Genomic DNA, 14,692 nt, shown 5'->3' with positions numbered 1-14,692 from the left:
GGGTACGAACCATTGGAAATCCTGCCTTTTTGGCATAAACGAGATCATTTAATGTACACTGGATAATTTCTTCCTCATTCATATCACGGTCACTTCTTGTGCCCATATCGATATAAGCGGACCAGCATACCGGTTCCAGCTCGTATTTTTCCAGCAGTCCACGCAGATTATATAACCATTCATCGGATGGGAATGGATAATCCGGAACCATCTGTGCCGCAACCAGTTCGATTCCTTTATATCCCATATCATGTACTGCCTTCAGGCAGCCTTCCAGGTCCAGTGTTCCGTGAATGAATTCCGTGGACAGGCTATACAGGGATACACCTATTTTAATATCTGTATTCATATCGTTACTCTCCTATCTTTCCTCTAAATCTTCCTGGGAATTTCTGTCTCCATACATTATCTGTATATTGGGCAGAAATTCTTTCGAAATGTCACATATCTGTATTACTGCTCAGCTGCCAGTGTCTCTGTGCGGTCACTGATCAGTGTCAGATACTGTCCAAAATATCCGGTATATGGCACTCTGTGTTTCATGTATACACGAAGTGTATGATCTCCCGGTGCAATTCCACCGATCTGTTGCACCCGGATGGTCGCCGGTTTCATTACATACCAGTACTCATGATTCAGTTCCGGAAGGTCTGAAATTGTAAATTCCTTTCCGTTCAGACTGAAAGCAATCTTTTCTTTTGCAATCTCCTGTCCGTCTATCTCAAACTTCAGATCTTCGATACAGCTCAGATAACATCCCCGATAGGATGGATAACGAATTTCAAATGTGTATCCGATTTTTTTGCCTGCTACTATCTCATTTCTGATTGGTTTTTCACAGATCAGAATCTCATTATATGCCACGAAATCCATGTTTTTTACATCTCCTTTTTTACCAAAAAACGGCGAAAAACCCGTATTTTTACCTGTTTTTGAGTACAAAAAAGACAGGTGCGCACAAAGCACCTGTCTCTTCAGGTTTACTTATGCCTCAAAATCTACAGATTTTCTTGTCTTTGCAGACAGTCTTGCTGCATCCATAACTTTTAATACACGTTTTACCTCCGGAATCTTAACCAGGAAATCTTCTTCTCCACGGTATGCTTTGACATAGTTTTCAAAATACATACGGTGAGTTGTCTGAGCGATTTCGATATCTTTGCTCAGGATCAATCCTTCACTTGGCGGACCGAAAGATCTTGTCGGGCCGGCTGCTGTCATTGTACGGCCATGGCCTGCATTCTGAAGCAGATGTGCGGTATGTACGATTTTTCCTTCCGGATGGAAACCGTCCACATAAGCGGATCCTTTATTGCCACCCATGAACCAGTGACGCTCGAACCATTTGTCTTCATCCTTCAGGAAGTAAGTACCAAGTTCTACTTCTGCGGTAATACCGTTTTCAAACATCAGTAATACTTTGAAGTAATCATCTACCTGCTCATTGATGACGTTTCTCACATCTGCAAATACGGATGTGATCTTGCCCGGGATCATGTAAAGCATCTGATCGATCAGATGTACGCCCCAGTCATACATCATACCGCCGCCCTGTTCCGGGTAAATATGCCAGTCATGCATATTTCCGTTATATCCGTACAGACCGGTCTGAACGGTGTAGATGTCACCCAGTTCGTCAGAATCAAATACATTTTTCATTGTACGGTAATCCGGGTCAAATCTTCTCTGCTGATGTACCGTAAATTTCACACCATTCTCTGCAACGGCTTTCTCCATCTCTTCCAGATCCGGAATGGACAGTGCGACCGGTTTCTCACAGATAATGTTTTTCTTTGCGGCTGCTGCCATTTTTACCAGTTTCAGATGCTGGTTATTGTTTGCAGAAATGATAACAACATCGATATCATCTCTCGCCAGAAGATCTGCTGCATCCGTGTATTTTGCAACTCCTTCCGGTGCATCGTCCATCTGGTCAGCTTCACGGTCACAGATAGCGATTACATCAATGCCATCAAAATCGGATAATAACGTCATATGCTCATGTCCCATAAAACCATATCCGATAATACCAAATCTAAGATTCATACTCGCTTCCTCCATTTGCTTTTATAATTATTAGATAACAAACTGTGTCATGTAACGTTTGCTGAGTTTTAAGCTGTCTAATACTTTTTCCTGACTTCCTTCGAAGAACTTATCTTCGACTTCGATACAGGTGTATCCATCGTATCCGATGTCTGTTAAAGCAGATACATATTTGCCCCAGTCCACATCACCGTATCCCGGAAGCTTCGGGGACATGAAGTCAAGCGGATAACCCATGATTCCAACTTCCTGCAGTTTGTCCGGATATACTTTGATATCTTTGTAATGAACATGGAAGATTTTATCCTTAAACTCATAGATTGGTTTGATGTAATCGATCATCTGCCATACAAAATGGGAAGGATCGTAGTTGATACCAAAATTATCACTCGGAAGAATCTCAAATACTTTCTTCCAGTTTGCCGGTGTGGTCATCAGGTTCTGTCCGCCTGGCCACTGATCTGCACCAAAGAGCATCGGGCAGTTCTCGATTGCTACTTTTACACCCTGCTCTTCTGCCAGTTTGATGATTGGAGGCCATACCTCTTTTACGATTTCAAGATTCTCTTCTACTGTCTTGGACTGGTCACGGCCAATAAAACTTGTAACCATGTTGATGCCAAGTTTTGCACTTGCTTTAATCAGAGCCATCAGATGGTCAACGGCTGCCTGACGTTTCTCCAGATCCGGGTCCAAAGTATTCGGATAATAAGCAAGAGAAGAAATCTCTACGTTCTTTTCTGCTGCATAATCTAAAATATGTTTTGCATATGCCTCATCTTCCAGCACACGCTCGGCATCGATATGGCTGACACCAGCATAACGACGCTCTGCTTTTCCCTGTGGCCAGCATGCGACTTCCACACACTCAAAACCAAGGTCGGATGCGATATCCATCATTTCTTCGTAGTTGCTCTGATCTAAAATAGCACTTACAAATCCTAATTTCATTGCATTTTCTCCTCGTATTTTTATTTATGAAAGGGAGCCGTGGACATGCCTGGTTTCCCGGCATATCCACAGCTGTAACCAATTTTTCTGATCTTACTGATTCAGAAGTACTTCTTTACCTGTACGTGCAGACTCATAGATAGCATCCAGAATCTGTGTTACAACGAATGCCTGCTCCGGTTTTACAACTGGCTCTGTATCGTTGATAATGCAGTTTAACCACTGCTCGCACTCGATATCTTTCGGCTCGGATGATCCGCCCTCGAAGAATGCGATTGTTCCACCCTCGGAAAGGTTCTGCTCAACAAGCTGTCCGTGATAGGTTCCGTTTACAACCAGATCATACTCACGTCCGCTGCTTGCGCCACCGCCGGACATAGCTCCAACGATCTCGGCACCAGCTTTTGTACCGCAGAGTGTACAAGCTGCTTCTCTGGAGTCTTTCATGTTGATTGCCCATGCGGACTCAAGGAAGATGGTTGCGCCGTTCTCAAATTTGATGAATCCGAATGCAGAATCTTCTACTTCGTATGTCTCAGGATCCCATGCACCAAACATGTTGCCCTGTGTAGCGAGCTCAGAATGTCCGAGTTTTTCAAATACAGAACCCATAACGGATACCGGTTTGTAGTTGTTCATGCACCATAATGTGATGTCTAATGCATGTGTTCCGATATCGATCAGAGGACCGCCGCCCTGTTTGGATTTATCCGGGAAAACACCCCATGTCGGAACGGCTCTTCTACGGATTGCATGTGCTTTTGCAAAGTAGATATCACCAAATTCACCAGCTTCGCAAGCTTTGTGTAATGTCTGTGTATCAACACGGAAACGGTTCTGATATCCGATTGTGAATTTCTTGCCGGATTTTTTCCATGCATCCATCATTTTCTGAGCAGACTCTGTGTTGTGTGCCATTGGTTTCTCACACATTACATGTTTGCCTGCTGCAAATGCGTCGCATGTGATCGGGCAGTGAGCTACGTTTGGTGTCAGTACATGTACTACATCGATCTCCGGATCAGCTAATAATTCATGGTAATCCTCGTATACTTTTGCACCTTCTACACCATACTCAGCAGCAGCTTTCTCTGCTCTGTCAATTAAGATATCACAGAAAGCAACCATATCTGCTTTGTCTGCCTGATTTTTCAGAGCCGGTAAATGTTTCTGATTAGCGATACCACCACAACCGATGATACCTACCTGTAATTTTCCGTTTTTCATGATTTATTTTCCTCCATTTTCTACAGCTGTCTCCGCTGCGTTCTCTTTCTGATTATGAGCACCTTCCTGACCTACATAAGCCATTCTCTTGGCAAGCTGACTTGTCAGACAAACCGCTCCAAGCAGTACCAGACCACGAACCAGCTGTGTCACTCCTGCATCCAGTCCACAGAGAACTAATCCATTCTCCAGCATGATGATGGTCGGAGCACCGAATAATAATTTGTATACTTTGGAACCTTCACCACCCTGTACCGGGATACCTGCGATGAACAGCGCCATCATAACTTTCATTTCAAAACCGGATCCCATGGTGTTGTTTGTTCCACCAAGTCGAACGACGGTAAAGATACCGGCAACTGCTGCCAGAAGACCAGACATTACAAATGCCAAGATTTTTACTCTGTCTACGTTGACACCGGCATATTTCATAGCAACTTCGTTTTCACCAATACCTCTGACATAATTACCGAATCTGGTAAATTTCCAAATGTAGATGATTACAAGTACGATTGCTACCAGAATAATTCCTTTGACTACCGGTCTGTCCAGTACATACAGATTATCCGGCAGATAGTATGCTTTGTTACTCAGAACAAGGTTTACGATTGCACGCCAAGCCATCAGCAAAGCCAGGGATGCCATAAAGGAATTTACTTTTCTCTTTGCATTTACATATCCAAGCAAGAGACCGGATCCGATACCGATCAGGATAGAGATGATGATAAATACCAGAGAGTTTCCGGATGCCTGTGCACCCATTAATCCGAAACATCCTGCCAGGGCTACAACTACACCGGTACTGATATCAGTACTACCCATAGCTGCTACAAATAACATTCCGAGACCTGCAAGGATCGTTGCTACAGACTGGTTAAAGATGTTTAAAATATTTCTGGAATTCAGCAGTGTACCACCGGTAGCAATACTGAAAATTACCAGAATCAGTACAAAAATGATAATCGGAAGCCATGTGTTAATATCAAAACGCATTTTTTTAGTTTTCATTACAGCATTACCTCCATCATTTTTTCTTCTGTGAAATCACAGTTTCTGGAAAGCATTGCAGCGAATTTATGATCTTTCATAACCATAATCCGGTCAGACATACCCATTGCTTCCTGAAGCTCATCGGAAATCATGATGATTGCCTTTCCTTCTGCTTTTGCTTTCTTTAATACACTGTAGATATAAGCTTTGACACCGATATCTACACCACGGGTCGGACAGTCAAGGATGATATAATCCAGATCTTTGACCAGCCAGCGGCTTAAGTTTACTTTCTGTTTATTACCACCGCTCAGACGACGTACGATGTGATTCAAACCGGAAGATTTGATCTCGAATGCCTGAGAAGCTTTTTCTGCCAGTGCTCGTGTTTTCTTTGGACTTAAGAATCCCACCGGTCCTGACAATTCTACCAGAGACGGAATGATCAGATTTGCACCGATTCCCGCATCCAGCATCAGACCATTTACATCACGGTCTTTGGAAAGGTATGCACCTTTTGTCTTTACCAGATCATCCGGATGTTTTAATAACGTATCGGATGCTTTGACCCGTACGGTTCCATCATGATGTTCCAGACCATAAATAGCACTTCCAAGTTCATGGATACCTGCATCAGAAAGTCCGCAGACACCAAGGATTTCTCCTTTATGTACATCAAAGGAAATATGCTCGCATTTTCCTTCAATTGTCAGATCTCTGACTTCCAGTACCACTTCATTCTCATACTGCTCTTTCTGGTCATCACGGTAATAGTCACCGGATACCTCACGACCGATCATCTGACGTTTCAGTTCATCCATGGTAAACTCTTTGGCATCTTTGCACTCTACAATGACACCATCTCGAAGGACTGCGATCTGATCGCAGATTTCTACCATTTCCTCCAGGTCATGGGTAACCATCAGGATGGTTCTTCCCTGGGATTTGAACTGCTCGATAAATTTATACAGTACCTGGCGGTTATCCTGGGATAACGCCTGGGAAATTTCATCCAGAACCAGGAAATCCGGATCTGTGATCAGGGCTCTTGCCAGCTCCATGATTTTTCTCTGCTCGATAGAAAGTGTGCCGGCTGGTACATCCAGCGGAACTTTCGGCAGATGCCATTTTTCAAACACTGCCTCAGCATCTCTGTTCATAGCTGCCAGATCTACTGCAGGCCCTTTTTTATATTTATCCATCTTGCCAAGGAACATATTTACGATTCCCGGCAGATTTCCTACTACTCCAAGTTCCTGTACGACCATGGCAATGCCATGTGCTGCCGCATCACTCGGAGAGTGTGGATCATATTCTTCACCATTTTTATAAAATTTACCTGAATCCTTACTCTGCATTCCACATACCATGGAAGCCAGTGTGGATTTTCCGGATCCGTTCTCACCTGCAAGACCAAGGAGAACACCTTTTTCCAGAACCAGGTTGATATCTTTGTTTGCTAAGGTCGGTCCAAAGCTTTTGCTGACACCTTCGATTCGTAACATCTCTTCTGCCATTACTTCATAACCCCCTTATATCCCAAAGATGAGAGGATACCACATACAAGTACTACCATACCCAGACATACGTCCTGGCCTGTACCTGACGGAACACCCATCAATGTCAATACATTAAACAATCCAGCTACAATAAATGCTCCGATCACACATCCTACGGCATCATTATAGATACGGGAGAAAGAACCTGCGATCAGGATAACAGCCAGTGATTTGAAGATACCACTTAAGGATCCCATACCTGCGGATGTGGTAAAACGTCCGGTATAGGAAAGCTGTGTGATTACGCCGATGGAGATGATAAGTGCTCCAACTGCGGCAGAAAGCATGATAGTTTTTACTCTGTTGATACCCATTGCTTCTGCGACTTCTCCGCCACCACCGATGGCACGGAGGTTAAAACCAAGTTTTGTGCGGTTAAAGATAAACCATGCGACTACAAATACCGCAATCGCGATAATAAAGATGGTCGGGAATTTTCCCAGTGCCTGACAATGTTTCAGATATACAACGGCTGCTCCGGCTGTTTTTGCACGGTTGCCGACATAAATGGTTGCAATTGCCTCAAATACCAATGCCGCACCAAGTCCTGCTACCCAGGACGGAATTCCCAAGAATACGGAACAGGATGCACTCAGTAATTCACAAACGATCATAGTAACGATTGCTCCGATGATCAGACCTGCATAACCAAGTCCGAAATCTTCTACCAGTACTGCTGCCACGTTACCTGCTAAAATAGCCTGTGCTCCTATAGATAAATCAATCATACCGCCCGTAAAAATAAACATCATTCCCAGTGCAACGATCATTGGATATGTAACCTGTGTCAGAATTGTACGCAGATTATTCGGAGCAAGTAATCTGCCACCTGTAATAAAGTGGCAGACTACAAATGCTGCGACGACAATCGCAATAACCAAAATCTGGGTTTGCAGACGTTTCTTTTTCGGATCGACACTTAAAGTTTTTTCTTTGGACATAAATGCCTACCCCTTTCTGCAAACTGAATTATTTAGCAGCAGCTGCTGCTCTCTCGTCTAATGAATAATCACTGATAACTTTCATAAATGCATCATAGTTGAAATCCGGATTGTATTTTCCATCCATAGCCTGGATCTCAGCTGCTGAATAGCATGGGTTGTCAATAAATGTTTTCTTGAATGTATCATATGAATCTGCTGTAATCTGGAATGGCATAATGTCGTCGACGAATACCATTTTGCCATCAGCATCTTTTAACGGAGTTCCATCTAAGTAGTTCATCAGAGCTACAGTAGCCATAGTACCGGCGATCCAGTAGTCACCGTTTACGAACTCAACAGCGTTGCTGTCATCGCACAGATACTCAAGAACTGCAGTATCAAGTCCGGATGTCAGAACTTTTGCGTCTAATCCCTGGTTAGCGATTGCATCTGCAGCACCAATACCAAAATCAGAACCTGTACCATATACGAAATCAACATCCGGATATGCTACTAAAGCGTTCTCTGTGTATGGCTGGATGTTATCCTGGGAGTCTGTGTAAACAACCTGCTCGATCTTTCCGCCACCTTTTTCGAATTCAGATGTGAAAGCTTCGATACGTGGTGTATCTGTCGGGTCACCCTGTGCACCTGTAGAGATGATACATGTTTTGTATCCCTGCTCTAATGCATAGTCAGCGATTAAGGAACCATACTCAGCATTTGCCGGTCCTACAGCACCTGCGAAGTACTCGCTGTTCTGTAATGCTGCGATAACGTCCGGATCAGACGGAACTTTGTCTGAGAATACATAAGGAACTTTTGCTTTCTCGCACATGTCGATAACTGTTTTGTATAAGTTGTCAGCCGGAAGCCAGATTACTAATCCGTCACATCCTGCAGAGATCATATTCTCAACGTCCTGTACGATCTTATCTACCTGGAAGTCATCAGATGTAGACTGTGTCTCGCTTCCGAAGCATTTCACTACATAGTCCTGATTGTTTGCCAGAGTTGTTAATGCATAAGAACCTGGTCCATAATAGTTGTAACCGATCTTATAAGTTTTGTCTGCTTTGAAACCAGTATCTTCTACTTTTACGTCCCCTGTAGAAGCTGCTGCCGGTTTCTCATCCCCTGCGCTGCCATTGTTTGCATCGCCGTTACCCGCTGTGTTTCCGCATCCTGCAAGCATTGCACCTGACATAGCTGCCACTAAGCCTGCACTTACTAATCTTTTCCACATCTTCATTGTGAAATACCTCCTTTTTCTTTCGAGTTGGTTACTTCCCCTCTCGTTACTTGCATTCTATCAAATCCCCCTATGTACGACTATTTGAAAATTGTTTATTTTTTTCATAATTTCTTCACAAACTTGCCATGTTTTGGTCATTTTTTCATTTTGTTTCTGAAACAAGTAATATTTTATACCTTTTTCTTGTCTTTTTGCTGTTTTTTTCATTTTTCTATTTCCTTTTTTTGTCTTTTCTGCTATGTTTTGTACATGAAACAAACAAATAGTTATTAATTTTTATCCTATTTAACTAGTTGTTTCTTCATATCATATTACAGTCAAGAAGGATGTAATGTATTATGAATGGGAAAGTTACAATTTATGATATTGCGAAGACAGCAGGTGTTTCTCCTGCTACCGTCTCCCGCATGATTCACCAGCCAAATGTGGTGACCAAAAAAACAAGAGATAAAATATTGAAAGCTTTTGAGCTTCATGAGATCACACCGGAAGATCTGAGCACCAAAAAAAGAAGCAGTGCTTCTGCTTCTGTAAAGAAAGTAGCTCAGGAGTCCACGATACTGGTCTGTATCCCGACCTGGAACAATCCGTTTTATGATGACATTCTGGAAGGAATCAGTGATTACCTCAGTCACGCACATTGTCATATGGTAGTAACACAGGAAATGCCTGATCGCAGCACAATTACTTCTTTTCTTAATTATTGCGCGAACCTTCAGGTTTCCGGCATCATTGTCATGTATGCACTGTCCGAAGATATTCTGCGGCAGCTCAATGCGGCTTACCCGGTTGTCCAGTGCAGTGAATACAATCCGTTTTATACGAATGTACCTTATGTTTCGATAGATGATTATTCAATTACCAAAATAGCGATCGCACATCTGATCAACGAAGGCTGCCAGAAAATTGCCTTCTTTTCCTCCTCATATGATTACCGTCATGTGCAGAGCCGCTATCGGGCATACCGATCTATGCTCACCGGTAATAGACTGGCTGTCCGGCCGGAATATGTCGTACAGGTCTCTGACTTTTCGTACAGCCGTATTCTGGCCGCTGCAAATCATTTTTTCCAGCTGGCTGATCCGCCTGATGCGATTTTTGCCACATCGGACAAACATGCCCACGCAGTGATCAAAGCCGGTCTGGCACAGGGATTTCGGATTCCGGAGGATATCAAAGTATTTGGGTTTGACAACACCATGTACGCATCACTCTCCACACCGACCATCTCAACCATCAGTCAGCCACGGCGTGACCTTGGCATTCAGAGTGCAAAACTCTTGCTTTCTCTGATCAAAAACCCTTACGAGCAGGCAAAACCGATCCTGCTCCCATCCAAGTTAGTAATACAGGAATCCACCTGATTTCTGTATTCTATAATAAATTAAACTCCTCATGAAAATGAAAGACCCGAGAAACATGTTCTCCGGTCTTTCGTTTTATTTTATGCCTCCAGTTCGCTTGTACAGGGGAACTGAGTTCATCCGTCGCTCTACTCCTCCATATACTGGAAAGCATGAATCAGTAATATCTCCTGTGCTTCCAGTTTTACACTGAAACGCAGCACATGATCCATCACTTCCTGTTCCGAAATCGTGATATGAGGTCTGGACATATGGTCAATATATTCCACATCCGCCGTTGTCAGAAAGGCGACTTTTCCCATACGCAGCCATTCATCCTGCACACCGCCGTATTTTGAATTTACCACCCTTGTTTTTACATGGTATTTTCCATTTTTTGCCCCATTGATAGTAATATTCAAAGTAAGCTGCACGGAATTTTCGTAAAAATGAGGAATACTCTCAATTCTGACGTCTTTCTCTTTCTGCACATAATACTGGATATCCAACGGCTTGTAATTATGGCAGGCGATGACATAGCTTCCAAACTCATTCCGGGTAACCATTGTATGTTCTGTCTTCGTCAGCAGATAATTTTCCAGACGGTTCAGCATCAGAATCGCCCAGTATGCCGGTTTACAGATTCCCTGATGGGTGATCAGTCCACAACGACCGTTCAGCAGCATCGGTGCATCATCATCCTCCGCAAACTGATCCGTACCAAACCAGTATCCCATCATGCCAAGTTCCTGATACATACTCATAATCTCATGCATGACATAAGCTCCTTTAAAACGGCTGTCATTCATGACATTAGAATTAATAACAGTGAAGTTCCACTCACTGCAGATCATTGGCATCATCATGCCATACTGAAGCATGATCCTTTTTCTGGTTTCCACGTAACTGCTCATCTGAAAATCCTTGATTTCTTCCGGTGCCACTGCTTCTTCATTAATGTGCATCTGACGCATCATTTCACGGTAGGTATTCTCTGTCACTTCGATTCCTTTTTCCTTATAAGTCACTTCCCTCATAAGCGGTGCATAGCAGTACAGAGACAGAAAATCCGGCTGAATATTTCTGGTACTCCACACTTCAATAAAATGTTCAAAGGAAATAATACCATAGGAACGATCGTAAGCCCCACCCACATGTGCCTGCGGAGCCAGTTCTTTGATGGCCTGGTAGGCTTCCTCAAAATATTCAATATAAGTAGCCGGCTCTCCATCCGGAAACCATCTCGGATCGCACCAGAGCTCAAAATACCAGCTGGAAATTTCCTGAATACTGTAGCGATTAATCACATGTTTGATCAGACTTCGGATAAAGATTCCATACTCCCTGGCTTCCTCAAATAAAATTTCACGTTCTTCGTTAAAAATATAATCCTGATAACTTCGCAGTAAAATAAACGGTTTAAATCCAAGTTCCAGATACGGTTTGATATGATTCTGGGTCAAAAAGTCCAGACAGATGTCCAGACGACTGAAATTGTACTTCCGCTCTCTGTTTCCGGCATTGATATGCATACGTGTCTCATACAGATCCCAGATTCGTACATATTCAAACCCAAGGGTCTTGCATAAAAACAACGTATGATCCTGAATTTCTTTCTGCAGTAACAGATAGATGCCACCGATGTTGATCATCTTATTCCAGTTTTTTTCCAGAATCGTATACTCGGAAGCATCTGCCACCACCTGCTCCGTCTCATCAAATTCCCGCCCCTGAATATGATTGTTCTTCTCAAAATAATCCAGAAGCTGAAACTCCGCCAGTGCCCGGCTCTCCTTGTCCGCTTTTTCTTTCTTCTGCTCTGTCTGCTTTAATTCCGTCCGATACTGCTTTGGACTTACCTGATATTTCTCCCGAAACGCTTTGTTAAAGGCAGTCAGATTAGGAAAACCGCAGTCCATGGCAATCCAGGTCAGGGAATTTTCCGTCTGGGTCAGTTTTTTCGTAGCTTCCTCCAGACGAACCTCGGACAGATATTTTGCAAAATTAATCCCCAGTTTCTTTTTAAAAAACCGGGAGATATAAGGTGGCGACAGGAAAAAATGTTCCGCAAGATCTTCCAGCTTCAACGCCGACTGATAATTCATGTGAATATAGCGTGTCATTTCCTGGATCAGAGATTCATCTTCCTCCCCTTCCAGACTGTCTGACGTCTGGCTCCGGACAATGGAAAAAGACGAAATCAGAAGTTCTGCAATTTCATAATACAGACTGTTCAGTTTCAGAAGAATTCTTCCATTGTTTCCCTTTTTCCCGTAATAATATGTAATGCATTTTTCCAGCAGGTTTCGCAGAATCGTATGTCTCTCTGATGCTTCTTCCACTGAATTTCCCAGAAATTCCAGTTTGCTGAGGTCATAATATTCTGACATCATCCGGACATTTGCCCGAAATCGCATAACCAGACTGTTTTTATCCATTTTAACGGAATATACCTGAAATGGATGCAGAATCAGAAAATCCTTTTCCCCCAGATGCAGAATACTCTCTGCCATCTGCACTGACACATTTCCATTCAATACAAATAATATCTGCAGATCTTCGTCAGCAGTTTCCCCTTCTCCCAGCGTCAACACATCAAAATCCATCAGCTGCTTTTCTTCCATTGTCATTACCTCCCATAAGGTTTCTTTTCTGCCACGCAGCTATCTGTTTCTCCCTTTTGTAAGCAAATAGTCTCTCAAGGATCTCTGAGCCTGTATTTCTCCGGCTTCTGAGATTCCAGGAGACGGTAAATCATCCCGAAATCAAAGATACTGTTTCTTTGTATCCAGGATTGCAGCTTTCAGCACACTGCACTCTTCTTCCATGGACAAATATTTTGGAATTGCTTCCCCGATCCGCTCCAGATCCAGATTGATTTTTTCGCTGATTTTTTCATCACTTTTCTTTCCAAATCCCCAAATCATGGATGTGTAATTTACATCCTTGGAACAGGAATAGATATACAATCCGGTCAGCTGACACATTTCCTGATAGATCAGTTCTTCCGGGATTTCTGAACCGGCATGCAGCTGCAACTGCTCCAGACACTGTCTGACTGTTTTTCTGTTTTTCCGTTCTGAAAACATTGCATCCAGATTTTCCGCTGTGATTCGAAGCTGCAGGAACTGTCCCAGAAACTGGTCTGCATAATTTCCTTTTTTATCTTGTTTATAACGAAGTGCAAATAACTTTTCCAGACATTCCAGTGTCTCATCCACTTCTTCATTTCTTTGTTTATCTAAAATCGCTTTTCTTGCTGCCGGGTCAAATTCTGCAAAATAATTCTCCGGCCACTCTCCATGATTCTTTTTTCCCTTAGGCACGATTGGTGTCCGATCTTCCTGAAATAACATATGTGCATTTTCTCCTTCCAAGTATCTCACTTCCTACGGGTTCCAGTTGCCCCATACATGCAAGCATATCTGTGCCAGCCGGAATCTGTCCGAGTGAACTGTGACTATATTATAACTTTACTCTACAAAAAATAACAAGTCTTTCTTGTCATCCAGTTTTCAATACTATATAATATGTTACAGTTTACACAACAAATAATATATCAAAACAGATGTCCCTCCTGTGAAAAAGCACAGATATCTGTACAGAGGAACACTATTTTAAGATTGGAGGCAGCAACCATGACGATCAACACAAACGATTTGCTTAACAGCATACTGGAAAGTCTCTCCCGCATTGACCATACAAAGCTAGAAGCCCTGCCGGATATCAATCTGTACATGGATCAGGTCATCACCTTTATGGAAAGGGAACTTTATCCCACAAAGCGTCACGAAGAAAATCCGATTCTCACCAAGACGATGATCAACAATTATGTGAAAAATAATCTTCTTCCCCCTCCGGAGAAAAAGAAATATTCCAAGGAACATATATTAACCCTTGTTTTTATCTACTATTTCAAAAGTGTTTTAAGTATCAGTGATATTCAAAATATTTTAAATCCGCTGACCGATGAGTATTTTGGTGAAAAATCTTCTCCCACACTGGAAGAAATCTATGACAGTATCTTCCGGCTGGAAGCCCATCAGGTGGAACGTCTGAAAGAAATTATCCGGGAAGAATACATCATCAGTGAATCTGCTTTTTCCGACCTGGAAAATTTAGACGAAGAAGATGCTGCTTTTCTGCAGAAGTTTACCTTTATCTGTCTGCTGAACTTTGATGTCTACACGAAAAAACTTCTGATTGAAAAAATCATTGATTCCATGAAAAAACCGGAAACTTCCAAAAACAGTAAAACAAATAAAAGGAAACGTTCTTAAACATCCCTGAAAAAGAGGTGTCTCTGACGTTTCCTTTTTATTTTTCATGATCTGACACACACATATTTCTGCGTTTCATCCTGTCTGCCAGACATCCTTATTTTACCTGTTTGCTTCC

Annotated in this window: 13 protein-coding genes and 1 pseudogene; 2 read left to right on the top strand and 12 right to left on the bottom strand. The window is 42.7% G+C overall.

Annotated features, from left to right (window positions below):
- The 10 genes and pseudogenes from LG34_RS10925 to LG34_RS16765 form a co-directional block, all read right to left on the bottom strand.
- Positions 1-349: pseudogene (locus LG34_RS10925) on the bottom strand (TIM barrel protein); the annotation flags it as partial.
- A 104-nt stretch (positions 350-453) separates the two neighbouring features.
- A complete protein-coding gene (locus LG34_RS10920) occupies positions 454-873 on the bottom strand; it encodes a C-glycoside deglycosidase beta subunit domain-containing protein (RefSeq protein WP_109216070.1) in 420 nt (139 codons plus the stop codon).
- A 111-nt stretch (positions 874-984) separates the two neighbouring features.
- Positions 985-2,046 (bottom strand): Gfo/Idh/MocA family protein, encoded by a 1,062-nt coding sequence (locus LG34_RS10915; protein WP_109216069.1) that lies wholly within the window; start codon positions 2,044-2,046, stop codon positions 985-987.
- Positions 2,047-2,076: 30 nt separating this feature from the next.
- Positions 2,077-2,997 carry a sugar phosphate isomerase/epimerase family protein gene (locus tag LG34_RS10910; protein WP_109216068.1) on the bottom strand — a complete coding sequence of 307 codons (921 nt, stop codon included), beginning with the start codon at positions 2,995-2,997 and terminating at the stop codon, positions 2,077-2,079.
- Between the two features lie 93 nt (positions 2,998-3,090).
- A complete protein-coding gene (locus LG34_RS10905) occupies positions 3,091-4,224 on the bottom strand; it encodes a Gfo/Idh/MocA family protein (RefSeq protein ID WP_109216067.1) in 1,134 nt (377 codons plus the stop codon).
- Positions 4,225-4,227: 3 nt separating this feature from the next.
- The gene (locus LG34_RS10900) at positions 4,228-5,232 is read right to left on the bottom strand and encodes an ABC transporter permease (RefSeq protein WP_109216066.1); all 1,005 of its coding nucleotides are present in this window, start codon (positions 5,230-5,232) and stop codon (positions 4,228-4,230) included.
- Positions 5,232-6,731 (bottom strand): sugar ABC transporter ATP-binding protein, encoded by a 1,500-nt coding sequence (locus LG34_RS10895; RefSeq protein WP_109216065.1) that lies wholly within the window; start codon positions 6,729-6,731, stop codon positions 5,232-5,234. The genes LG34_RS10900 and LG34_RS10895 overlap by 1 nt, the downstream gene beginning before the upstream one ends.
- Entirely contained in the window at positions 6,731-7,714 is a 984-nt protein-coding gene (locus tag LG34_RS10890) for an ABC transporter permease (protein ID WP_109216064.1), read from the bottom strand. The genes LG34_RS10895 and LG34_RS10890 overlap by 1 nt, the downstream gene beginning before the upstream one ends.
- A gap of 28 nt (positions 7,715-7,742) precedes the next feature.
- Positions 7,743-8,948: a sugar ABC transporter substrate-binding protein gene (locus LG34_RS10885; RefSeq protein WP_109216063.1), complete on the bottom strand. Its 1,206-nt coding sequence runs from the start codon at positions 8,946-8,948 to the stop codon at positions 7,743-7,745.
- 60 nt (positions 8,949-9,008) lie between these two features.
- Positions 9,009-9,158, bottom strand: a complete 150-nt coding sequence (locus LG34_RS16765) for a hypothetical protein (RefSeq protein ID WP_177956950.1) — start codon at positions 9,156-9,158, stop codon at positions 9,009-9,011.
- 131 nt (positions 9,159-9,289) lie between these two features.
- On the opposite strand from LG34_RS16765, the gene LG34_RS10880 reads away from it, so the two are divergent.
- A complete protein-coding gene (locus LG34_RS10880) occupies positions 9,290-10,315 on the top strand; it encodes a LacI family DNA-binding transcriptional regulator (protein ID WP_109216062.1) in 1,026 nt (341 codons plus the stop codon).
- 128 nt (positions 10,316-10,443) lie between these two features.
- On the opposite strand, the gene LG34_RS10875 is transcribed toward LG34_RS10880, so the two are convergent.
- Together LG34_RS10875 and LG34_RS10870 are read right to left on the bottom strand one after the other, a co-directional pair.
- Entirely contained in the window at positions 10,444-12,918 is a 2,475-nt protein-coding gene (locus tag LG34_RS10875) for a GH39 family glycosyl hydrolase (protein ID WP_181369349.1), read from the bottom strand.
- Between the two features lie 141 nt (positions 12,919-13,059).
- Positions 13,060-13,650, bottom strand: coding sequence for a DUF6553 family protein (locus LG34_RS10870; protein WP_146190220.1), 591 nt, complete (start codon positions 13,648-13,650; stop codon positions 13,060-13,062).
- A 282-nt stretch (positions 13,651-13,932) separates the two neighbouring features.
- On the opposite strand from LG34_RS10870, the gene LG34_RS10865 reads away from it, so the two are divergent.
- Positions 13,933-14,574 carry a DUF1836 domain-containing protein gene (locus LG34_RS10865; protein ID WP_109216059.1) on the top strand — a complete coding sequence of 214 codons (642 nt, stop codon included), beginning with the start codon at positions 13,933-13,935 and terminating at the stop codon, positions 14,572-14,574.
- Positions 14,575-14,692 lie beyond the last annotated feature (118 nt).

This window comes from Eubacterium ramulus, assembly GCF_003122485.1.
GTDB lineage: Bacteria > Bacillota > Clostridia > Lachnospirales > Lachnospiraceae > Eubacterium_I > Eubacterium_I ramulus_A.
This window is presented reverse-complemented; position numbering and strand designations above follow the sequence as displayed.